The following is a 20,376-nucleotide window of genomic DNA, read 5'->3' as shown; positions in this document are numbered from 1 at the left end:
CTGCCGCATAGGCAGCTTAGAAATCTGATGACTTCTACCATCGCTTTTTTCACGCGTTAACTGCCGCATAGGCAGCTTAGAAATTTTTGAAATTACGAGCATTCATGTGATTGAGGTTAACTGCCGCATAGGCAGCTTAGAAATTGATGCAGCAGTTTACAGCTTTTAAGCCGCTTGCCCATCGCCCCAAGCCAAGGCTTGCAAGGCTTTGAGCAGAGCGCTTGAATTTATGCTACTTTGGGCTTTGGACACCAAAGTGGCGAAAAATACTTCCTTGTGGATCTGTTGGCTCAGTGCGTGCCGCAGCTCTTGCGGGCTCTTGTCCTGGTAGGCACTCAGCCGCTCGTCCTCGTACGGCAGGATCTTCATAAGAGCGTGTCCGGCATTCGTCAGGTTCAGCAGATGCTCAATCGCAGTCTTTGTGCGAACTTTGTAGCTGCCGAGCTCCCCATCTTCTGCTCGTAGTAGTTCGTCTCAATGCCCCAGCGGAGTTTGTAGAGCTTGAGCGGGTAAATCGCCATATGCTTGGAGCTGGTGTTGCGGAGCCCTTTGTTCTCCTGCCAAGCAATGCTCATGTGCAGCGCCATCGGATCTATGGTGATGAAAAAGAGACGGTACGAGCCACTCTTGCTCAGCGTCACATAGGCATGGACGGTATGGTCGCCAAAGATGCGCGTTTTCACCAGACGGTGAGCAACAAAATAGTTGTCCATCCGGCAAAGGTAATTCGTGAGATCATTGGCAATCTCGTCCAGCATCAAGCGTTTACCGTACTTTGGTGGACGGCCGCGACGGCCTGCTGTCGAATCCGGCAACTCGAACATCGCCGTATCATGACGTGCATTGCAGATCACGCTGAGATTCGGGTAGCGGAGTGCATGCGCGAGCAGCTCACGCTTGGCATACCAGCTGTCGAAGAGCAGGATGACCTGGCGCTTTTCAAGGATTGGCATGACTTCATCGAGAAGCTGGCAGGCAAGCGTCAGCTTCGAGGCTTCGCCGTTGCTCATGACGTAGCCAATCGGCACCGCGATATAACGGATCTGCTGCTTGCCTGCGTTCTCATGGAAGGACCGGCACGCTCATCGTCAAGCTGACAAATGCATGGCCATTGAAATAGGACTTGCCATCGTGTTTGGCGTGGTCGTACAGGATCCCTACACCGTCGAAGTGCTTGCCCCACTTGGCAATGGACGTGTCGTCCACGCTGAGCAGGATAGGCTCCTGCCGCAGTGCCTCTGGCACTATGGCAAGCGCCCGCAGCGCCAAGGCCTGGCGAATGGATGCATCCGTGACGAGGCCGTTGCCAAGGGCACGGTAATAGCTGTTGAGCGATGTGTCCGTCTGCTTCGACAGGAACTGCCGGAACAGGCAGCGCACCGACGAAGCCGACTCCAGAGCCAGCTGAGCAATGAGAAGCCACGCCAGCAAATGGCGCGTCGGTCTCGTTGCAGCGAGAAACAAGGAAGAAAAAATCGTCAAGAGTTTGTCAACTGTTGACTGACTGGTGTATAATTGAGACACCACGTAGCACCTCTCGTGTTTGGTTTGTGGTGAATCTATTATACACCAGCAGGGGCTACGTGATTTTATTATGTCTCAAAAGCTGTAAACTGCTGAAATTGATGATGTACAGATGGCTGTCGTTAAGAGCGTTAACTGCCGCATAGGCAGCTTAGAGAGTCATCGTCACGCCGCAGAATATACAGACCAAGTTAACTGCCGCATAGGCAGCTTAGAAAAAGATCTGCGCTCTGGTCGGTTCGGACTTCGTGTTAACTGCCGCATAGGCAGCTTAGAAAGCGTGAAAAAAAGTAGCTCTCTTGCAGGGCTGGTTAACTGCCGCATAGGCAGCTTAGAAAATCCCGCTTTGCATTACTCTCGTTGATTTCCTGTTAACTGCCGCATAGGCAGCTTAGAAAACGATTTCGGCATCGACGCAGACGATTACGATGTTAACTGCCGCATAGGCAGCTTAGAAATGGTACCGCACAGCGTAGGAGGTGACACGACAGGTTAACTGCCGCATAGGCAGCTTAGAAACGGTAAAGTCACTGATGCATCGGCTTATACGAGTTAACTGCCGCATAGGCAGCTTAGAAATGAATGACTATTGGCTGCCAGGCCATACACGCGTTAACTGCCGCATAGGCAGCTTAGAAAGGACGGCCGCCCGATATCGTCGGACAAGACTGGTTAACTGCCGCATAGGTAGATTAGAGGTTCCTATTTGTGAGAGTGTCGTACGACTGAGTATGAAGTGCTAGGTGATGAAAGGGGAGGGTTGCTATGGCTTTCCGTATCGTGTCAGGCGATATTTCCACTGATTACAGACTCTTTGGTACGGTATTGATTGCGGATGGCCGCCCACCGATTGCGCTCAACAAAGTGTCGATTCTAGATTTTCAGGAGATTTCCGTTCGCACGGATTACGGTTTTAGCTGGGCGCGTGGATTGCCTGCGCTGGCTTTCGGCGCACTATGTTTTCACTTTGGTGGTGCTTTGGCTTTTGCTGCGATAGTTGGACTGCGAATCCGTCATTTGTATATGTTCCGTATTACAGTGCGCTATTATGGAACGTTTATAGCTGAGGCTGATGCGGAAACGTATAGAGATTTTTTACGCTGTTCCTTGTAGCTTGCATTAATGCTTCAGATTCTGCAGGATGGCAATGAGGGATTTTGTATCTTCGGTCCGGGTGGCCCAGCTCGTGGCAAAGCGGATTACTGTATGGTTTTCGTCATATTTTTCCCAGAACCCATAGGCGACTTTCTTTTCAAGTTCCGGCAGGATCTGATTGGGCATGACAACAAAGATCTGATTCGTCGGCGTGGGGAAGAAAAGCTGGTAATGATGTGCTTTCAGGGCTTCGCAGATCCTGTCAGCTGCTTCGATGGCAGGGCGGCCGATCTCTTGATACAGATGATCCGTGAACAGCGTATCAAACTGCAGGCCGAGCAGCCAGCCCTTGGCGAGCAGGGCACCATGTTGCTTGATGATGGTAAAGAAATGCGGCACGGTGTTCTTTTTCGGGAAGACAACAGCCTCGCCAAACAAGGTACCGCATTTCGTGCCGCCGATATAGAAGGCATCGCAGCATGCGGCAATCAGCGGCAGATCCAGCTCGTTTTCCGGGCAGGCCAGTGCATAGGCAAGGCGCGCACCATCCAGATATAGGCGGATGTGATGTTCCTGGCAGATGCGATGGATGGCGCGCAGTTCATCGGCCGTATACAGTGTGCCGTATTCGGTTGGATGTGAGAGATAGACCATGCCGGGCATGACCATGTGATCGCGGTTGCCGTCCTGCTCAAAATTTTTGAGAAAGGCATCAATCTGATCCGGGGAAAGCTTGCCGAGTTTGTGGGGCAGCGGCAGGACTTTATGGCCGCCGAATTCTATGGCGCCAGCTTCGTGAACGCTGATGTGTCCCGTATCTGCCGCAATGACACCCTGATAGGAGGGCAGCATTGCATCGATGACGGTGGCGTTTGTCTGCGTGCCGCCGATGAGAAAATGCACTTCACCTTCAGGCGCGTGGCAGGCCGCGAGAATTTTTTCGGTTGCGCGGTGCGAGATATCATCCGCGCCATAGCCAGGCATCGGCGTGTGGTTGATTTCCATCATTTTTTTGAGAATGGCAGGATGGGTGCCTTCCATATAGTCGGAAGCAAAGGGCAGAAGATAATGCTGTTCATTCATGATAAATCCTCCTGAAACAAGATTGTCGTTGATGTTTTGTTGTAGATATTGTACGATAGATTTATCCATGATACAAACGGCAAACTATCATAAACATCATGACATTTCATCATAATAGGAGAAAAAGATGGATAGTGTAAAATGTGAAGCCCTTCTGATTGCAGCGGAACAGGGCAGCCTGACGCGTGCTGGCGAGATCCTCGGTTATACGCAGTCCGGCATTACGCGCATGATCCGCTCATTGGAGCAAGAAACTGGATTTCCTATGTTGATTCGGACGCAGCACGGTGTGCGCCTGACGGCTGACGGCAAGGCAATGCTGCCGGCTTTGCGCAATATCGTGAAGGCACAGCAGATTGCCGCTGAACAGGGGGCGGCAATCCGCGGCGTGATCCAGGGCAGCCTGAATATCGGCAGTTATTACAGTGTGTCGGCGGCCTGGTTGCCGAAAGTCCTGCGGGTCTATCGGCAAAAATATCCGCAGGTGGAGATTCACCTGCGGGAAGGCACGAATCTGGACCTTTCGGCCTGGCTCAATGAAGGTTCGATTGACTGCAGCCTGTCTGCCCGGCCAACGAAAGGAATCGTCCACGACTGGATCCCGCTGGCCAGGGATGAGCTTTTTGTCTGGCTGCCACCGACGCATGATGCCGCAAGCCAGCCGGATTTTCCGATTCCTGGATTAAATCATGCATCGTTTATCATCACGTTGCCTGGACATGACACAGACATTGACCGCTTTTTGCAGGAACACCAGATCCAGCCGGATATTCAGTTCACGACGGCAGATCCCTATACGACATACTGTATGGTGGAGGAGGGGCTCGGACTGAGTCTGAATAATGATCTGACCACGAAAAACTGGACGGGCCGCGTCGTCACGAGGCCGTTTCGCCCGCGTCAGTATATTGAGCTGGGCATTGCTGTGCCGCATATGAAGGATGCATCCCCGGCTGCCAGGAAATTCATAGCCTGTGCCGTGCAGCTGCTCAGTGCCGAGGAATAGCCCGACAATGATGCATCCTGCATGCGCGGGAAGTAGTTTTTCGCAAAACGACATCATGCAGGATTAGAAATTGAACGGCAGATTGAGGAAGTACTGCTTTGGTGATGCTTTTTAGATGTTGATAGGTGAGGTAGCAGGATTCTGTAAAGTTATAGCGAATTATAATCTTACAGAAGATTGTAATTTTTAAGGAGAGGAGCGGTTGAGATGAAACATTCTTTCGTAGCTATGGCGCTGATGGCAGCGGCAATAGGGATGTCTTCGGCATTTGTCGCTTGTCCGACGGCATCGGCGAGCATCTCGTCGGAGGCGGTGAAGACAGGGGGACAGGACTCGTTGTACCCTGTCGTGCATATCAAGGATGATGCGGCGGTTGCAGCGAAGATCAATGCGGATATCCGCAGTCAGATCGAGGACATGAAAGCTGCGTTGAATTACCAGTATGATGAACTGCAGGTATCATACAAACTCAAATATGAAGGGCAGAGTTACGTTTCGCTCGTTCTCTGCGTTTGGACGTACACGCATGGTGCGGCACACGGCATGCCACATTATCGCGGCGTCACATACAGCAAGGATACCGGTGAGCGCGCGAGTATCCGCGATTTTGTGCGAATCGGTTCAGATGATGCCTGGCGCATCTACAATTTGCCGGTGTTCAGCGGTAGCGGAAAGGTAATCCCGAAGTACCAGCTGTTCCGGGATTATGCGAGTGAACCGCTTAGCGGCAATTTCTACCTTGCCGGTCACGGCCAGGTCGCGTTGATCTATCAACCTTACCAGCTCGCGGCGTTTGTTTATGGTATGACGAGCATCATTCTACCGGAGGGACTCGTCGAAGAGCTTAACGAGAAAAAACCATGATAAGTATAAACGATACATGACATAAGTGTATCGATGTATCGACACAGTATGCGGTTGACAACGAGGCGTGCGTGATATATCATAGATAATATATATGCGATACATAGTTGACGGATATGTACATATCGGTAGGTCATTCGAAAGACGGAAGCCTATGGGTCTGTGCGGGGTGCTCTGCGCCCTGGCACGGGCCTGTAGGCCTTTTTTATGGACGGGAGATGGTTTTATGCGATTTACGACACGCTTGCTGCACGGCAGCTTTGGGCCGGATCCGGCGACGGGGGCGACGACGCAGCCGATTTTTCAGACATCGGCATTCTATCAGGAGACGGCGGAGGATATGGCGTGGGTGTTTGCGGGGCGCAAGCCGGGATTTGTCTACACGCGTGTCAGCAATCCGACGCTCATGAGCCTGGAGCGCCGCATCAATGATCTGGAGGGCGGTGCCGGGGCTGTGGCCTGTGCATCGGGCATGGCGGCTGTCTCTCAGGCGGTGCTCAATGTGCTGCGGGAGGGCGATGAGCTCGTGGCGTCGGGCGGTCTTTACGGCGGCACGAGCTCGCTGTTCCGCGATCTTGCACACTACGGCATCCAGGTCCGCTACGCGGACGGCGACAGTCCTGCGGCTTTTGAGGCTGTGATGACGGAGCGCACGCGCCTGCTCTACGTCGAGACGATCGGCAACCCGAAGCTCGACGTGCCGGACATCAAGGCGCTCGCAGAGCTCGCCCATGCGCATGAGGTCCCGCTCTTCGTTGACAATACGGTGACGACGCCGTACCTCTGCCAGCCGCTCGCGCTCGGCGCGGATGTCGTCATCCACTCGACGTCAAAATCGCTCAACGGCAATGGCAATTCCATCGGCGGGATTGTCGTCAGCGGACGGAATTTCCGCTGGGACCCTGTGCGCTTCCCGAAGTTCCAGGATTACCGCTTCGGGCCAATGAGCTTTCTCGTGCGCATGCGCATGCGCATGGTGACGGATTACGGCGGCTGCATGGCGCCGATGAATGCGTATCTGACGGGCATCGGTCTCGATACGCTGGCCCTGCGCCTGGACCGCATCACATCGACGGCGCAGCAGCTCGCAGAGCATTTTGCTGCACGTGGCGTTGCTGTCAATTATCCGGGGCTTGCCTCGAGCCCTTATCATGAGGTGGCCAAAAAGCAGTTCGGCAATCGCTACGGTGCGATGCTGACCCTGCGGCTCGGCACGAAGGAAAAGGCATTTGACTTCATCAACCACTTGCACTACGCGCTCAACGTCTCGAATATCGGCGATGCCCGCACGCTCGTCCTGCATCCTGCCACGACGATCTTCGTGCATGCCAGCGAAGAGGAGAAGGCGGCGGCCGGTGTGACGTATGACCTCGTGCGCATCAACGTGGGCCTTGAGGATCCGGAAGACCTGCTCGAGGATTTCCAGCAGGCACTGCAGCAGATCTGAGTCCTGGCTGCGGCAAAGCGATTCTGCTTTGCCGCAATTTTTTTTGACTGGATTCTTCGGTCCACGCTACAATGGTGCGTGTAAGGGGGTATGTGAGATGTTTCGTGATCTGGCGCGCATGACAGCCAGCCTAAAGGGGGCGCGATATGAAGGGGCTTTGATTGGCCGGGCGGTCTGGCAGCGCAGGCGGGGGCGTGCGGGAGATGGCCTGCACATCCTGCGCGATCATCATGGGCTTCTGGATATTGTGGCTGCAGATGATTCGGGGGAACTGCGGCTCACCATGCTGCTCGGGCGCCGCGCTCTGCAGAGGAATAATCCGACCAGGCGAGCCGGGCGGCCTTTGCAGATACTGGCGGAAGGGGTGCCGGATGAGATACAGCTATCCTTCTGCTTCTCGGCGGAGGAGGTGCACGCCTTCGTGGAAGATGTCGGGGACACGAATCCGCTTCATGCCGGTGATGCGCCGCTTGTCCCCGGACTGGAGATCCTCGAAGCCGCTCTGTCCCACGAGGAAATCTGCCGTGCGGCGCGCGTCGAGCTGCGCTTTCATGGCGCTTCGTTTGCCGGGGAGATGATTTCGGTGCAGGTTCGCTCTCTTTAACGTTAACCTAAGCGATGACATTGGTTGACATGACAGGATGGCTGTCCTATAATAAGACACATGCGCAGCACTGTCGCTGCCTTGATGTTTGAGCCCTCCGCGGGGATCGGGGAGGGGATTAGGGGGAATTCGTATGGATTTAACGGCAAGAGATATGACGAAGATGGCGCTCTGCGTGGCGTTCTGCTGCGTGACGGCGTATATTTCTTTTCCGCTGCCTTTTACGCCCGGCATGGTCACGGCGCTGACGCTGGCGCTTGGCGTGACGGCTTTCGTGCTGACGCCAAAACAGACGTTCATGGCGCTGCTCGTCTATGTATTGCTCGGGTGCATCGGCCTGCCTGTATTTGTCGGCGGCACGGCCGGCTTCGGCAAGCTCTTCGGCCCGACGGGCGGCTACATCATTGCCTGGCTCGTCGTCTATCCGATCATCAGCGCATTGAAGGGCGCTACGCCGAACTTCAAGCGCTATGCGCTCGTCGACATCGTCGTCGGCATCCCGCTGACGTATGTCGGCGGCCTGATCTCCATGATGCTCGTCATGGATGTCAGCTTGGGCGCGGCGCTTGTCATGGCAGTGCTGCCGTACATTCCCGGCGACATCATCAAATGTCTCATGGCGGCGTTCCTCGGCGTCAAGGTCAATGAGGCGCTGGAGCGGGGCAGATGAGTCCGGCGGACGGGCCACTGAGCCGGGCCTGTATTGCTGGCGGACTGCGGACACCCATTGCGCATCGGGGTGGCGCGCTTTCGCGCATCCTGCCGGAAGATCTCGGCGCGTTCGTCATCCGGGCGATCCTGCAGCGGTATGGGATCGCGGGACGGGAGGTCTGCGGTGTGCTGGCGGGGAATGCCGTCGGGACGGGCGGCAACCTCGCGCGGCTGATGGCGCTGAAAGCGGGCCTGCCGGAGGAAGTCCCCGCCGTCACGATCGATGTGCAGTGTGCCTCGGCTGCGGCGGCTCTCTCGATAGCGGCCGCGAAGATCGCGAGCGGCCAGGGGGACTGCTATCTCGTCGGTGGGATGGAGAGCGCCTCGCTTCAGCCGCTGCGCATCTATGCGGAGCACGACCCGCGCCGTGCGCTCGTGCCGGATGGCGCGTACTGGACGGCGCAGTTCGCGCCGGGGGATGTGTCGGGCGATGCGATGCTGAGGGGCGCGGAACGCGTCATGGAGGCGGAGCAGGTGAGCCGGGCTGAACTCGATGCGTTCGTGCTGCGCAGCCATCGTCTGGCTGGGAAGGCGCGTCGGCTGCTGGCCGATGCGATCGTGCCGGTCGGGGACTGCCGACAGGACAGCGGTGTCCGCCCGCAGCTCACGCAGCGCCTTCTCGACCGCCTGCCGCCGCATTTCGGTCCCGGGACGCTGCTCAATGCGGGGAATGCCTGTGCGGTTCACGATGGAGCGGCCTTCCTGCTGATGGCGAGCGATGCGTTCCTGCAGAGGCACGGACTGCCACCTGAGGCGCGCGTCGTGGATGCGTGTGCGCTGGGCGGCAATCCGGCAGAGAGCCCGCGCGGCGCGATGCGCACGGCGGACTTCCTGCTCAAGCGGCGGGGCCTCTGCTATGAAGACTTGTCGGCTATCGAGTTCAACGAGGCGTTTGCGGTCATCGACGTGCTGTTTGACCGCGCACATCACGGCTGCCTCGACCGCTATAACCGGCTCGGCGGAGCACTGGCCTACGGCCATCCGTACGGCGCAACAGGTGCAATCCTAGCCATTCACCTGCTGCGTTCCCTGCAGACGGCGGGCGGCGGACTGGGCATTCTCTCCATTGCTGGAGCAGGCGGCATGGGCGAAGCCGTTCTCCTGCATATGTGATGCGGGGCGGTATGGAATTGGACAGAGGGGAAGGTCATAGATGCATGAGGGCATGAGAAGACAGGACGTGCAGGCGGCAAAGGGCTGCCTGCACGATTATGCGGCACTGCTTCGCTGGCAGGCTGCCTGGCAGCCGCAGAAGGTGTTCCTGGTCGCGGATGAGGAGAAGCTGACGTACGATGCGCTGTGGCGGCGCGTTGCTGCTATGGCGGTTGAGGCGTCTTTTTTGGGTGTTCGCGGTGACATCCTCGTCCTGGCGGATGACTTTATCGGCCAGCTGGTCTCGTTCTTGGCGCTGCAGGCCATTGGGGCACGCCCTATCCTGCTGCATCACGGGATGGAGCCTGAGGAAGTGCGGGCCGTCCAGCGGGAAAACGGCCTGCAGGGCATCTGGCGCTGCGCGGGTGCCTCGCATCTCTTTGAACCGTCGGGGCTGGTAGAGCGCACACATGAGGAGGCGGATGTCCTCGGCGTGCTGAGCTCCGGCTCGACCGGGACGCCGAAGGTCATGTACCGGACATATGCGAGCTGGGCGGGCTTTTTTCCGGTACAGGACGATATCTTCCAGGTCTGTGCGGACACGGTGATGTTCCTGCACGGCAGCCTGAGCTTCACGGGGAATATGAACAGCCTGCTCTCGGTGCTCTATGAGGGCGGCACGGTGGTGACGAGCGGTTTGATGCGCTGCCGTCATTGGGAAGACCTGATGCGCTGCCATGGCGTGAACTGCCTCTACCTCGTGCCGACAAAGCTCCACTTGCTGGGACGCGCCATGCGCGGGCCGTATGCGGGTGTTTCGACGATCTTTACAGGGTCGCAGCTCCTGACGCCTGACATGCTGCGCCAGCTGCAGGCGGTCTTTCCGGCGGCCAGGATATTGCTCTATTACGGGGCAAGCGAGCTCAACTACATCACGTACGCCGTCTGTGATGATCCGGAGCGCGACAGCGCCAATCTCGGGCGGCCGTTCCCCGGTATCGGGGTGAGCATCGGCGCAGATGGGCTCATCTACGTCACGACACCGTACCATGTCAGCGGCATCGAGATACCGTTTTCGGTCAAGGACACAGGATCGCTGAACGAGCGGGGTGAGCTGATTTTTGGCGGCCGGCGCGAGGCGTGGATCAACAAGGGCGGCGTCAAGATCAGTACGGTGCATCTCGAGGTGGCGCTCAAGGCGCTGCCGGGCATTGCCGATGCGGTTGTGCTGCCGGTCTGCGATGTGCGGCGCGGCGATACGGCCGCCGCCTTCCTCGTTCCGGAAGACGGGGCAGAGCGCCCGCTGATCCGCCACATGGTCCGTCACGCACTCAAGCCGGTTGAGGTCCCCGACGTGATCGTGCTTCTCCCGCACCTGCCGCTCAATGACCGCGGCAAGATCGACCGGACGGCACTGCACCGCATCCTCGGCACGCTGCAGAAAGCGGCGCGGGCCGGATGCGATTCCGATGCGAAATGTGAAGAAAAAACATGATCGGAGGCTTGACAAGGTCAGGGGAGGCTCCTATAATAAAGCCATCGACAAAAGCGATGCGGAAGACATGACCGCGGGGACGCTGCCTCAAGAGAGGGATGCATTTGCTGTGAGCATCTCAGGTGAGCGCCGGGGCTACCCCTTCTAAGCTGCCGTGCTGAACGAGAGTAGGCACTGCCGGAGCACATTCTCCGTTACGAAATGCTGAGTGGCTGTTTCCTGTCTGGCGATGGGGAGTGGCAATCAGGGTGGAACCACGATGCATGAGCTTCGTCCCTAAGCGGGACGGAGCTTTTTTGATTTCCTGAATTTAAGGAGGGCATATTATGTTAAAGATCACCATGAAAGACGGTGCGGTGCGCGAGGCGGAAGCTGGCATCAGCATCCAGGATTTCGTGAAACAGGTAAGCAACAGCCTGGCCAAGAAGGTGCTGGCTGCTAAGGTGGACGGCGAGACGAAAGATCTCACGACGGTCCTCGATAAAGACTGCAAGGTAGAATTTTTGACGTTCGACGACGAGGATGGCCGCTGGGCACTGCGCCACACGGCTTCCCACATCCTCGCACAGGCCGTCAAGCGCCTCTATAAGGATGCCAATGTGCGCCTGGCCATCGGACCGGCCATCGATAATGGCTTCTACTATGACTTCGACATCGACCGTCAGCTGACGGAAGCCGATCTTGCGGACATCGAGAAAGAGATGAAGAAGATCGTCAAGGAGAACCTCAAGCTCGAGCGCAAGGAAGTCAGCCGCGAAGAGGCCCTGAAGTTCTTCGAGGAGAAGGGCGAGACCTACAAGGTCGAGCTCATCAACGACCTGCCGGAAGGCGAGAAGATCACGATGTACACGCAGGGCGAGTTCACGGATCTCTGCGCTGGCCCGCACGTCGTCTCGACGGGCAAGGTCAAGGCCCTGAAGCTCATGAGCATCGCTGGTGCTTACTGGCGCGGCGATGAGCACAACAAGATGCTGCAGCGCATCTACGGCACGGCCTTCGAGAAGCAGGCAGACCTCGACGCATACCTCCACATGCTCGAGGAGGCCAAGAAGCGCGATCACCGCAAGCTCGGCAAGCAGCTCGACCTCTTCAGCCTGCATGAGGAAGGCCCGGGCTTCCCGTTCTTCCATCCGAACGGCATGGTCGTTCGCAATGAGCTCATCAACTACTGGCGCGATGTCCATCGCCGCTACGGTTACCAGGAGATCAAGACGCCAATCATCCTGAACCGTCAGCTTTGGGAAACGTCCGGCCACTGGGATCATTACAAAGAGAACATGTACTTCACGAAGATCGACGGTGAAGACTATGCGATCAAGCCGATGAACTGCCCGGGCGGCATGCTCGTCTACAACTCCAAGCAGCACAGCTACCGTGACCTGCCGCTGCGCCTCGGCGAACTCGGCCTCGTCCATCGCCACGAGAAGTCCGGCGAGCTCCACGGCCTGTTCCGCGTCCGCAACTTCACGCAGGACGATGCGCATCTCTTCGTCACGCCGGATCAGGTAGAGGAAGAAATCCAGCACACGATCGACCTCTTCGATGAAGTCTACAACACGTTCGGCCTGACCTACGTGGCCGAGCTCTCGACGCGCCCAGATGATTCCATGGGCACGGATGAGGATTGGGACCTCGCGACGAATGGCCTGCGCAAGGCTCTTGAGCACCGCGGCCTCGACTACATCGTCAATGAGGGTGACGGCGCATTCTACGGCCCGAAGATCGACTTCCACCTCAAGGATTCGATTGGCCGTACGTGGCAGTGCGGTACGATCCAGTACGACATGCAGATGCCGGAGAAGTTCAACCTGACGTACGTCGGCGAGGATGGCGAGAAGCATCGCCCGATCATGCTGCACCGCGTCGTCTACGGCTCCATCGAGCGCTTCATCGGCATCCTCATCGAGAACTACGCCGGTGCATTCCCGACCTGGCTCGCCCCGGTACAGGCACGCATCCTGCCGATTACGGACAAGCAGGCGGATTATGCCTACGAGCTGCGCAAGAAGATGTTCGACCTCGGCCTGCGCATCGAAGTCGATGACCGCAGCGAGAAGATTGGCAAGAAGATCCGCGAGAGCCAGATGCTCAAGACGCCGTATTCGCTCGTTGTCGGCGACCAGGAGATGGCCGATGGCACGGTTGCTGTCCGCAAGTATGGCGAGCAGCAGAGCGAGACGATGAAGGTCGAAGACTTCATCGCTTACCTGCAGGAGCAGATTGCGACGAAAGCAAAGAAATTCTGATCCGGAAAGAAATTCGGACGGATGACGAGATGAGGGGTTGACACGGTATCCATACCGTGATATACTCATCAAGTACGCAACAAGAAGGAGCCACCGCTTCTCACCTGATGATGAACAGTCAGCCGGGTTTATAGTATGAATTGATGGAGGTGGCTTTGTGCCGCCTCCTTTTTAGTTATTTCTATTATAAGGTTGCAGACGTGATAATTGATCAGGAGGTGTTTCCACTATTAGCAGGGAATCGTTAAGAATCAACGAACAGATCCACATCCGCGAAGTCCGCGTGACGAGCGCTACGGGTGAGCAGCTCGGCATCATGCCGACGCGCGAAGCGCTGCGCATGGCCGAGGAACAGCATCTCGACCTCGTCGAGGTTGCGCCAAAGGCAAAACCGCCGGTCTGCCGCATCATGGATTTTGGCAAGTACCGCTATGAACAGCAGAAACGGGAGAAGGAAGCCAAGAAGAAGCAGAAGACCATCAACATCAAAGAGGTCAAACTTCGCCCGAACATTGAGCAGCATGACTTTGATGTCAAGCTGAAGAACGCACTTCGCTTTGTCGAGGAAGGGAATAAGGTCAAGGTCACGATCATGTTCCGCGGCCGCGAACTCTCGCATCCGGAGCTCGGCAAGGAAGTTCTCTCGCGTGTGGCTGCGGCCCTTGGAGATGCTGTCTCCATTGAGCGCAATGCCAAACTTGAGGGTAAGAATATGACGATGATCGTTGCACCGAAGGTACAGAAGTCATCGAAAAAGAAGTCGCAGAAGACGCAGACTAAGGGAGGAAATAGCAATGCCGAAAATTAAGACTCGCAGAGCTGCCGCAAAACGCTTTACCGTAACGGGCAGCGGTGAATTCAAACGCAACAAGGCTTTCAAGAGCCACATCCTGGAGAAAAAGTCCCCGAAACGCAAGCGCAACCTGCGCAAAGCTACGCTCGTAGCTGGCGCTGATTTTGGCCGCGTCAAGAACATGCTCCCGAACGGCTGAGCCGCGGGACAATCGATATAGATATTTAGGAGGATAAGAACATGCCAAGAGTAAAAGTCGGCGTGACTGCACATAGACGTCATAAGAAGATCCTGAAGCTTGCTAAGGGTTACAAGGGTTCCAAGAGCAAACAGTTCAAGAAAGCAAACGAGACTGTCATGAAGGCGCTCTACTACGCGCGTCGTGACCGCCGTGCGAAGAAGGGCAACTTCCGTCGCCTCTGGATCGCTCGTATCAATGCGGCTGCACGTACGAACGGTATCTCCTACAGCAAGCTCATCAACGGCCTGACGAAGGCTGGCGTTGAAGTCAACCGCAAGATGCTGGCTGACCTCGCTATCTCCGATGAGAAGGCATTTGCGCAGCTCGTAGCTGTTGCAAAAGAGAATCAGTAATTCTTGAATTCTTGATTCCATGGCCCGACGGGCGGCACGCAGGTGCTCTCGCCGGGCTTTTGTATTAGGTCGTTTCAGGTTTCTGGTTTCGGGTAAGGGTAGAGCAGAGGAGAGAACCATGGTCATCGACAGTGCATCCAACAAGAAAATCAAGCTCATGGAGAGCCTGCGCCTGCGCAAGCACCGAGAGAGAGAAGGGCTTTTCCGCATCGAAGGCGTGCGCCTGGCGGAGATGGCGGCGGAGTCCGGCTGGGAACTGCGCTTTGGCCTCTACACGGCGGAGCTATTGGAAAAGGAGCGCGGCCGCCAACTGCTGGCAGGCCTCCGGGAGCGCTGTCCGCTCTATGAGATCAGCGCGCCCCTTGGGAAGAAAGTCGCAGCGACGGATACGCCGCAGGGCATCTTCCTCGCTGCAGCCCAGCAGAAGACGGACCTTTCAGAGCTGGCAGGCGGGGGGCAGAGCGGCCGGAAGCAGGATGGTGCAGAGCAGCCGCTCTTCGTCGTGCTCGACGGCGTGCAGGACCCCGGCAATGCAGGCACGATCATCCGCACGGCTGATGCCGTCGGTGCGACGGCTGTTATCCTGACGAAGGGATCGGTCGATGTCTTTGGCGACAAGGTGGTGCGCGCGACGATGGGCTCGCTCTTCCACCTGCCCATCGTGGCAGATGTCAGCGCGGCGGAGGTCGCTGCCTTTGCAGAGGCGGCAGACTGCCAGCTCCTCGCGACGGCACTCGATGCGCTGGCCAAGCCGCATTTTGCGGTTGACTTCCGCAGGGGCTCATTGATTGCCTTCGGCAATGAGGGCAATGGCGTCTCGGAGGCCCTGCTGCGCGCGGCGGCGAAGGTCTACATCCCGATGTACGGCCGGGCGGAGTCGCTCAATGTCGGCGTATCGTCAGCCGTCGTGCTCTACGAGGCCGTGCGTCAGCGCCGCTTCTGCTGATCTTGTCATTCGTGCCAGACGAAGTAGACGCCCAGCAGGCCGCTTTGAAGTGAAACGGTGAGCGCACGGCTGCCCGCGGCGAGCACATTGCTGACCGCCCGCATGCTGCTCGCTTCCAGCGTCGCGCCGTGCAGCGGCCAGTGCGTGCCGGTGAGGTCCACACCGTAGCACCGGGGCGTGAAGGGCAGGAGCGAGATGGCCTTTGGCTCTTTGGCCGGGGTGAAGGTGATCGTCTCGTCGCTGTGCACGAAGAAGAGTGCTTCGCGCTCATCGGCGAGCAGGCACGGCAGCGGCGCAAAGGCGCAGCTCATCACGGTGGAGAGCGCGTGGTCGAAGCGCCCGCCGAATGCGCCGGTGACGATGGTTGCCGGGAATCCAGCTTCTTTTGCAATCCTGAGTGCAAGCTGTGTGTCGGTGTCGTCTTTCTCGGGCGGGAATTTCTCGATAGGGATGCCTTTTTTCTCGGCGAAGTGCCAGGCAGCGGGTGTGGCGCTGTCGCCATCACCGATGAGGCGCTGCGGCACGATGCCGGCAGCTAGACAGGCATCAAGGCCGTGATCGACGGCCCAGACAATGCGCCCCTCAGATGCCTTGCGGAGCCATTCGACTTCCGGTGCGCGGCCGCCAACGACGAGCAGGCAGGCTTGCTGGAAACAGGAGAGGGCGCCCTGCAGGCAAAGTTGCGGCAACTGCAGGATGGCAGGGCGAGTGGCTGCGTTATCCCTGCCGTTCATGTCGTTCATATTGTTCATGTTGTTCATGGTAAGACCTCGATTTCACTAGGGGTGTGTGCTATAATCATAGCATAGATTGAAAGGAGTTGGAACAGATGCTCACGCTTACATATTATGGCCATTCTTGTTTCCTGCTGGATGACGGTCAGTACAAGGTACTCTTCGACCCATTCCTGACGGGCAACCCAAAAGCTGCTATCGCTGCCGCTGATGTGGACTGTGACTACATCCTCGTCAGCCATGCGCACAGCGACCATCTCGGCGATGCGCCGGAGATCGCGGCCCGCACGGGAGCGGCCATCGTCGCCATCCCGGAGGTGCTCGCGCTCTGCGAGGAGCGCAAGCCCGGCCTCAAGCAGTACCCGATGAACCTCGGCGGCTCGCTGACGCTGCCGTTCGGCAAGGTCCGCATGACGCTCGCGCAGCACAGCGCAGGCGTTGCAGGCGGTGTGGCCTGCGGTTACGTCGTCTACATGGGCGGCAAAGTCGTCTACTTTGCCGGTGATACGGCGCTGTTCCGCGACATGGAGCTCATCGGCCAGAAGGATGCGCTCGACTATGCTTTGCTGCCTATTGGCGACAATTATACGATGGGCCTTGAGGATGCCGCTCTTGCGGCGCAGCTCCTCAATGTGCGCCACGTCATCCCCATCCACTACAACACGTGGCCGATCATCAATCAGGATGTGCGCCACTACAAGGAGATTACAGAGGCGATGTCGCGCGCAGAAGTCCACATCATCGAGCCGGGCGGGAAACGGGTGCTCTGATGGGGCCTGTGTCAACCGTACCCTCAGCAAGGCGCGAGAAACTCATCGTCATCCTCGGGCCGACGGCTTCGGGCAAGACGGCACTGTCCGTCGAGCTCGCGAAGGCACTGCACACCGAGATCTTGTCAGGCGACTCGATGCTCGTCTACCGCGGTTTTGACATCGGCGCGGCTAAGCCGGATGAAGCGGAGCGTCAGGGCGTCGCGCATCATCTCATCGACATCTGTGCCCCCGATGAGGCCTATAGTGTGCCGCTCTTCCAGCAGCAGGCCAAGGCCATCATCCACCGCCTCAATGAGCGGGGCAGGGTGCCCATTCTCGCGGGCGGCACGGGCCTCTACATCAAGGCGCTGCTCGAGGATTACCAGTTCAACGAGACGGGAGAGCACGCATCCTTCCGCCAGCAGATGAAGGAGCTCATCGAAAAGGAAGGCCTCGAGTCTGTCGTTGCGCGGCTCAAACGGGAAGACCCCGCAGCGGCGGCAACTGTCGATACGAAGAATCCGCGGCGCGTCATCCGCGCGCTCGAGGTTGCGCATTTCGGCGAGACGATCTCGCGCGAAAAGGCGTTTGATGAGACGGCGGAGGACATGCAGGCGCATCTCTACTACGATGCATTCGTCATCGGCCTGCGCTGGGAGCGTGAGCTTCTCTACGCGCGCATCAACAAGCGCGTCGACCGCATGGTGGAGGCAGGCCTTGAGCAGGAAGTCCGGGGGCTGCTAGCCCGGGGTGTCACGCGCGAGATGCCCGCGATGAAGGGAATCGGCTACAAGGAGATGGCCTCCTATCTCGCGGGCGAGATCACGCGCGAGGAGGCCGTTGAGGCCATCAAGACGGGCACGCGCCACTTCGCCAAGCGCCAGATGACCTGGTACCGCAAGATGAAGTACATCCACTGGTACGAGCCGGAAGGTTGCACGGCAGATGAACTTTTGCAAAGGATTTTGACGGATATGGCAGGATTTTTGCCAGAATGAGCGAAAAGGAATAAAAGATGAGCAATGTCGGGCACGATGCCTGGCAGCATGCGTCGGGACTCGAACAAGAGAAGAACGTAGAGATTCAGAGATTCAGAAATGTAGAAACGTAGAAAGGTGGGGTTTTATGCCCAACAAGGCAATCAATCTGCAGGATAGCTTCCTCAATCAGGTGCGCAAAGAGAATGTTCCCGTGACCATCCATCTGGTCAACGGTTTCCAGATCAAGGGCAGTGTGCGCGGCTTCGACAACTTCACGGTCGTGCTCGATGTCATGGGCAAGCAGCAGATGGTCTATAAGCACGCCATCTCGACGATCACGCCGGCGCATCCGATTGCAGGGATGTTTGGCGCGGAGCATCCGGAAAAGAAACCGGAGAATGCCTGAAACACGATGCCTCGATGTTTCTTTGAAGGTCCTTCCATTTCTGATGGGAAGGGCCTTTTGTCGTGTACTGGAAGCGACACAGCGTGAAACGATACAAGTGATAAAGGCGATAGAGATGAGCCGAGAACGAAAACGAAAGGAAGATTGAGATGAAGACGAGAGGTTTCGAGATCGTATCGAAGTATCAGGGTCGCGGCATCGATCTGCCGCAGCGCAAGACGGCGGCGAGTGCTGGCTACGACCTGCAGGCAGCGCGCACGGTCGTCGTCGAGCCGGGACAGTTGGCGATGGTGCCGACGGGACTCAAGGCGTACATGCAGAGCGACGAGGTGCTGACCATCCACATTCGCTCGAGCATGGCTATAAAGCGCGGCCTCATGCTCGCCAATCATGTCGGCATCGTCGATGCCGATTACTACAATAATGAAGAGAACGAGGGTCACATCTTCATCGCGCTCTGGAATCGCGGCAAGGCGGCCGTGACGATCGAGGGCGGCGAGCGCATCGCGCAGGGCATCTTCATGAAGTACCTGGCGGTAGATGGCGATGAAGCCGGTGCGGGCGAAGTGCGCAAGGGCGGTTTCGGCTCGACGGGACGCTGAGGTGAGCACCATGGATAACGACAAGGAAAGCCTGGATCTCTTTGCAGAGCCGCCCTTCAACCCGCGCGGCCCGAAGGGGAAGAAGGGGCAGGCGGCGGACAGCGGGGCTATGCGCGCCTTCCTGCCGCTTGCGCGCCGCATGCGTCCGCGCAACTTCGAGGAATTCATCGGCCAGCAGGAGGCTGTGGGCCGCGGCCATTTCCTGCGCCGCATGATCGAGACAGACCAGATTCCGTCCATTATCTTCTATGGCCCGCCGGGTACGGGCAAGACGACGCTCGCGCAGATGATCGCTGAGATGACGGACAGCGCCTTTGAGAAGCTCAATGCTGTCTCGGCTGGCATCAGCGACCTGCGCCGCATCGTCAAGGAGGCTGATGAGGCGCGCCGTTATTATCAGCGCCGCACGATCGTCTTCATCGACGAGATCCATCGCTTCAACAAGAGCCAGCAGGATGTGCTGCTGCCATACGTTGAGGACGGCAGGCTCATCCTCATCGGCGCGACGACAGAGAATCCGTTCTTCGAGGTCAACCACGCGCTGCTCTCGCGCGTGCGCATCGTCAGGCTCTATCCGCTGACGGATGCGCAGCTCGTCGAGGTCCTGCGCCGGGCGCTCGGCGACAGTGAGCGCGGCCTCGGCGGGCAGCATATCGAGGCTGCGGACGAGGTCCTGAAGGCCATGGCGCAGATGGCGGGCGGCGATGCCCGCATGGCGCTCAACCTGCTCGAGGGCGCGGCGGCGATGCTGCCGGTATCGGGCGGCGCCATCACGCTCGATATGCTCGAGGAAATCACGGGTGAGCGCGTGCAGCGCTATGACAAGACGGGCGACAATCACTACGACACAGCGTCGGCCTTCATCAAGAGCATGCGCGGCAGTGACCCGGATGCGGCACTCCATTACCTAGCGCGCATGCTCGCAGCGGGCGAAGATGTCAAATTCATCGCGCGGCGCATCGTCATCTGTGCGTCGGAAGATGTCGGCAATGCCGACCCGATGGCCCTGACACTCGCGATGGCCGCCGCGCAGGCTGTGCAGTTCATCGGCATGCCGGAGGCGCGCATCACGTTGGCGCAGGCTGTGACATACGTCGCCTCGGCGCCGAAGAGCAATGCCGCCTACCTCGGCATCGATGCGGCGCTCGCTGATGTGCGGACGAAGGACTGCGGCACGGTGCCAAAGCACCTGCGCGACTCGCACTACAAGGGTGCCGCGGCGCTCGGTCACGGCCAGTCGTACTGTTACCCGCACGACTACCCGGGCCACTTCAAAGAGCAGGCGTACTTGCCTGACAAGATCCGCACGGCGCATTACTACGAGCCGACAGACCTCGGCCGTGAGAAGGCGCTGCACGATTACCTCAAGAAGTGCTGGCCGGAGCGCTTCTGAATTTCCTCT

20 protein-coding genes, 1 pseudogene and 1 CRISPR repeat array are annotated in these 20,376 nt (G+C 58.0%); of the genes and pseudogenes, 18 read left to right on the top strand and 3 right to left on the bottom strand.

The window, feature by feature from the left end:
• Window positions 1-165: 165 nt before the first annotated feature.
• A pseudogene (locus B2X55_RS10905) lies at window positions 166-1,524 on the bottom strand (IS701 family transposase).
• 130 nt (window positions 1,525-1,654) lie between these two features.
• Window positions 1,655-2,223: direct repeats of the CRISPR family, unit length 28 nt; unit sequence GTTAACTGCCGCATAGGCAGCTTAGAAA.
• A 66-nt stretch (window positions 2,224-2,289) separates the two neighbouring features.
• Between B2X55_RS10905 and B2X55_RS00720 the strand changes: the two are divergent.
• Window positions 2,290-2,637, top strand: coding sequence for a hypothetical protein (locus tag B2X55_RS00720; protein ID WP_286820487.1), 348 nt, complete (start codon window positions 2,290-2,292; stop codon window positions 2,635-2,637).
• 6 nt (window positions 2,638-2,643) lie between these two features.
• Here B2X55_RS00720 and B2X55_RS00715 read toward each other — a convergent pair whose 3' ends face one another.
• Complete coding sequence (locus tag B2X55_RS00715) at window positions 2,644-3,702, bottom strand: threonine aldolase family protein (RefSeq protein ID WP_286820486.1); 1,059 nt, start codon at window positions 3,700-3,702, stop codon at window positions 2,644-2,646.
• Window positions 3,703-3,829: 127 nt separating this feature from the next.
• On the opposite strand from B2X55_RS00715, the gene B2X55_RS00710 reads away from it, so the two are divergent.
• The 12 genes from B2X55_RS00710 (at window position 3,830) to B2X55_RS00655 (ending at window position 15,500) form a co-directional block, all read left to right on the top strand.
• The gene (locus B2X55_RS00710; protein ID WP_286820484.1) at window positions 3,830-4,708 is read left to right on the top strand and encodes a LysR family transcriptional regulator; all 879 of its coding nucleotides are present in this window, start codon (window positions 3,830-3,832) and stop codon (window positions 4,706-4,708) included.
• Window positions 4,709-4,915: 207 nt separating this feature from the next.
• A complete protein-coding gene (locus tag B2X55_RS00705) occupies window positions 4,916-5,572 on the top strand; it encodes a DUF4163 domain-containing protein (RefSeq protein ID WP_286820482.1) in 657 nt (218 codons plus the stop codon).
• A 226-nt stretch (window positions 5,573-5,798) separates the two neighbouring features.
• Window positions 5,799-7,019: an O-acetylhomoserine aminocarboxypropyltransferase/cysteine synthase family protein gene (locus B2X55_RS00700; protein ID WP_286820481.1), complete on the top strand. Its 1,221-nt coding sequence runs from the start codon at window positions 5,799-5,801 to the stop codon at window positions 7,017-7,019.
• 97 nt (window positions 7,020-7,116) lie between these two features.
• Window positions 7,117-7,623 carry a hypothetical protein gene (locus tag B2X55_RS00695; RefSeq protein WP_286820480.1) on the top strand — a complete coding sequence of 169 codons (507 nt, stop codon included), beginning with the start codon at window positions 7,117-7,119 and terminating at the stop codon, window positions 7,621-7,623.
• A gap of 133 nt (window positions 7,624-7,756) precedes the next feature.
• Window positions 7,757-8,293, top strand: coding sequence for a biotin transporter BioY (locus B2X55_RS00690; RefSeq protein WP_255240426.1), 537 nt, complete (start codon window positions 7,757-7,759; stop codon window positions 8,291-8,293).
• Window positions 8,290-9,447, top strand: a complete 1,158-nt coding sequence (locus tag B2X55_RS00685) for a thiolase family protein (RefSeq protein WP_286820478.1) — start codon at window positions 8,290-8,292, stop codon at window positions 9,445-9,447. The genes B2X55_RS00690 and B2X55_RS00685 overlap by 4 nt, the downstream gene beginning before the upstream one ends.
• 52 nt (window positions 9,448-9,499) lie before the next feature.
• The gene (locus tag B2X55_RS00680) at window positions 9,500-10,921 is read left to right on the top strand and encodes an AMP-binding protein (RefSeq protein ID WP_286820477.1); all 1,422 of its coding nucleotides are present in this window, start codon (window positions 9,500-9,502) and stop codon (window positions 10,919-10,921) included.
• 326 nt (window positions 10,922-11,247) lie between these two features.
• Window positions 11,248-13,167, top strand: a complete 1,920-nt coding sequence (gene thrS, locus B2X55_RS00675) for a threonine--tRNA ligase (RefSeq protein WP_286820476.1) — start codon at window positions 11,248-11,250, stop codon at window positions 13,165-13,167.
• Between the two features lie 229 nt (window positions 13,168-13,396).
• Window positions 13,397-13,975 carry a translation initiation factor IF-3 gene (gene infC / locus B2X55_RS00670; protein ID WP_036377034.1) on the top strand — a complete coding sequence of 193 codons (579 nt, stop codon included), beginning with the start codon at window positions 13,397-13,399 and terminating at the stop codon, window positions 13,973-13,975.
• The gene (gene rpmI, locus B2X55_RS00665; protein ID WP_005842446.1) at window positions 13,962-14,159 is read left to right on the top strand and encodes a 50S ribosomal protein L35; all 198 of its coding nucleotides are present in this window, start codon (window positions 13,962-13,964) and stop codon (window positions 14,157-14,159) included. Before infC ends, rpmI begins: the two co-directional genes overlap by 14 nt.
• A gap of 41 nt (window positions 14,160-14,200) precedes the next feature.
• Window positions 14,201-14,554, top strand: a complete 354-nt coding sequence (rplT, locus tag B2X55_RS00660) for a 50S ribosomal protein L20 (RefSeq protein ID WP_005842448.1) — start codon at window positions 14,201-14,203, stop codon at window positions 14,552-14,554.
• Between the two features lie 118 nt (window positions 14,555-14,672).
• Window positions 14,673-15,500, top strand: a complete 828-nt coding sequence (locus B2X55_RS00655) for a TrmH family RNA methyltransferase (RefSeq protein ID WP_286820475.1) — start codon at window positions 14,673-14,675, stop codon at window positions 15,498-15,500.
• A 5-nt stretch (window positions 15,501-15,505) separates the two neighbouring features.
• Here B2X55_RS00655 and B2X55_RS00650 read toward each other — a convergent pair whose 3' ends face one another.
• Window positions 15,506-16,261, bottom strand: coding sequence for a thiamine diphosphokinase (locus tag B2X55_RS00650; protein ID WP_286820474.1), 756 nt, complete (start codon window positions 16,259-16,261; stop codon window positions 15,506-15,508).
• Between the two features lie 68 nt (window positions 16,262-16,329).
• Here B2X55_RS00650 and B2X55_RS00645 point away from each other — a divergent pair, with 68 nt between their 5' ends.
• From B2X55_RS00645 to B2X55_RS00625, 5 genes are all read left to right on the top strand, one after another.
• Entirely contained in the window at window positions 16,330-17,004 is a 675-nt protein-coding gene (locus tag B2X55_RS00645) for a metal-dependent hydrolase (RefSeq protein WP_036377031.1), read from the top strand.
• The gene (gene miaA / locus B2X55_RS00640; protein ID WP_414683471.1) at window positions 17,004-17,984 is read left to right on the top strand and encodes a tRNA (adenosine(37)-N6)-dimethylallyltransferase MiaA; all 981 of its coding nucleotides are present in this window, start codon (window positions 17,004-17,006) and stop codon (window positions 17,982-17,984) included. Before B2X55_RS00645 ends, miaA begins: the two co-directional genes overlap by 1 nt.
• Window positions 17,985-18,111: 127 nt before the next feature.
• Window positions 18,112-18,372: an RNA chaperone Hfq gene (gene hfq, locus B2X55_RS00635; RefSeq protein ID WP_055161965.1), complete on the top strand. Its 261-nt coding sequence runs from the start codon at window positions 18,112-18,114 to the stop codon at window positions 18,370-18,372.
• 149 nt (window positions 18,373-18,521) lie between these two features.
• Window positions 18,522-18,974: a dUTP diphosphatase gene (dut, locus tag B2X55_RS00630; protein WP_055161968.1), complete on the top strand. Its 453-nt coding sequence runs from the start codon at window positions 18,522-18,524 to the stop codon at window positions 18,972-18,974.
• 109 nt (window positions 18,975-19,083) lie between these two features.
• Window positions 19,084-20,367, top strand: a complete 1,284-nt coding sequence (locus B2X55_RS00625) for a replication-associated recombination protein A (RefSeq protein ID WP_226868089.1) — start codon at window positions 19,084-19,086, stop codon at window positions 20,365-20,367.
• Window positions 20,368-20,376: the final 9 nt, after the last annotated feature.

The organism is Mitsuokella sp. UBA4253 (assembly GCF_002395285.1).
Lineage (GTDB): Bacteria > Bacillota > Negativicutes > Selenomonadales > Selenomonadaceae > Mitsuokella > Mitsuokella jalaludinii.
Note: the sequence above shows the minus strand (reverse complement) of the source record. Positions and strands in the feature narration are given on the sequence as shown.

Excerpts from the sequence above, each read along its gene's own strand:
- B2X55_RS00700 (WP_286820481.1), top strand. The coding sequence starts at position 5,799 with ATGCGATTTACGACACGCTTGCTGCACGGCAGCTTTGGGCCGGATCCG.
- B2X55_RS00685 (WP_286820478.1), top strand. The coding sequence starts at position 8,290 with ATGAGTCCGGCGGACGGGCCACTGAGCCGGGCCTGTATTGCTGGCGGA.
- B2X55_RS00690 (WP_255240426.1), top strand. The coding sequence starts at position 7,757 with ATGGATTTAACGGCAAGAGATATGACGAAGATGGCGCTCTGCGTGGCG.
- B2X55_RS00710 (WP_286820484.1), top strand. The coding sequence starts at position 3,830 with ATGGATAGTGTAAAATGTGAAGCCCTTCTGATTGCAGCGGAACAGGGC.
- thrS (WP_286820476.1), top strand. The coding sequence starts at position 11,248 with ATGTTAAAGATCACCATGAAAGACGGTGCGGTGCGCGAGGCGGAAGCT.
- B2X55_RS00720 (WP_286820487.1), top strand. The coding sequence starts at position 2,290 with ATGGCTTTCCGTATCGTGTCAGGCGATATTTCCACTGATTACAGACTC.
- B2X55_RS00705 (WP_286820482.1), top strand. The coding sequence starts at position 4,916 with ATGAAACATTCTTTCGTAGCTATGGCGCTGATGGCAGCGGCAATAGGG.
- B2X55_RS00695 (WP_286820480.1), top strand. The coding sequence starts at position 7,117 with ATGTTTCGTGATCTGGCGCGCATGACAGCCAGCCTAAAGGGGGCGCGA.
- miaA (WP_414683471.1), top strand. The coding sequence starts at position 17,004 with ATGGGGCCTGTGTCAACCGTACCCTCAGCAAGGCGCGAGAAACTCATC.
- rpmI (WP_005842446.1), top strand. The coding sequence starts at position 13,962 with ATGCCGAAAATTAAGACTCGCAGAGCTGCCGCAAAACGCTTTACCGTA.
- dut (WP_055161968.1), top strand. The coding sequence starts at position 18,522 with ATGAAGACGAGAGGTTTCGAGATCGTATCGAAGTATCAGGGTCGCGGC.
- rplT (WP_005842448.1), top strand. The coding sequence starts at position 14,201 with ATGCCAAGAGTAAAAGTCGGCGTGACTGCACATAGACGTCATAAGAAG.
- B2X55_RS00655 (WP_286820475.1), top strand. The coding sequence starts at position 14,673 with ATGGTCATCGACAGTGCATCCAACAAGAAAATCAAGCTCATGGAGAGC.
- B2X55_RS00625 (WP_226868089.1), top strand. The coding sequence starts at position 19,084 with ATGCGCGCCTTCCTGCCGCTTGCGCGCCGCATGCGTCCGCGCAACTTC.
- hfq (WP_055161965.1), top strand. The coding sequence starts at position 18,112 with ATGCCCAACAAGGCAATCAATCTGCAGGATAGCTTCCTCAATCAGGTG.
- B2X55_RS00715 (WP_286820486.1), bottom strand. The coding sequence starts at position 3,702 with ATGAATGAACAGCATTATCTTCTGCCCTTTGCTTCCGACTATATGGAA.
- B2X55_RS00650 (WP_286820474.1), bottom strand. The coding sequence starts at position 16,261 with ATGAACAACATGAACAATATGAACGACATGAACGGCAGGGATAACGCA.
- B2X55_RS00680 (WP_286820477.1), top strand. The coding sequence starts at position 9,500 with ATGAGAAGACAGGACGTGCAGGCGGCAAAGGGCTGCCTGCACGATTAT.
- B2X55_RS00645 (WP_036377031.1), top strand. The coding sequence starts at position 16,330 with ATGCTCACGCTTACATATTATGGCCATTCTTGTTTCCTGCTGGATGAC.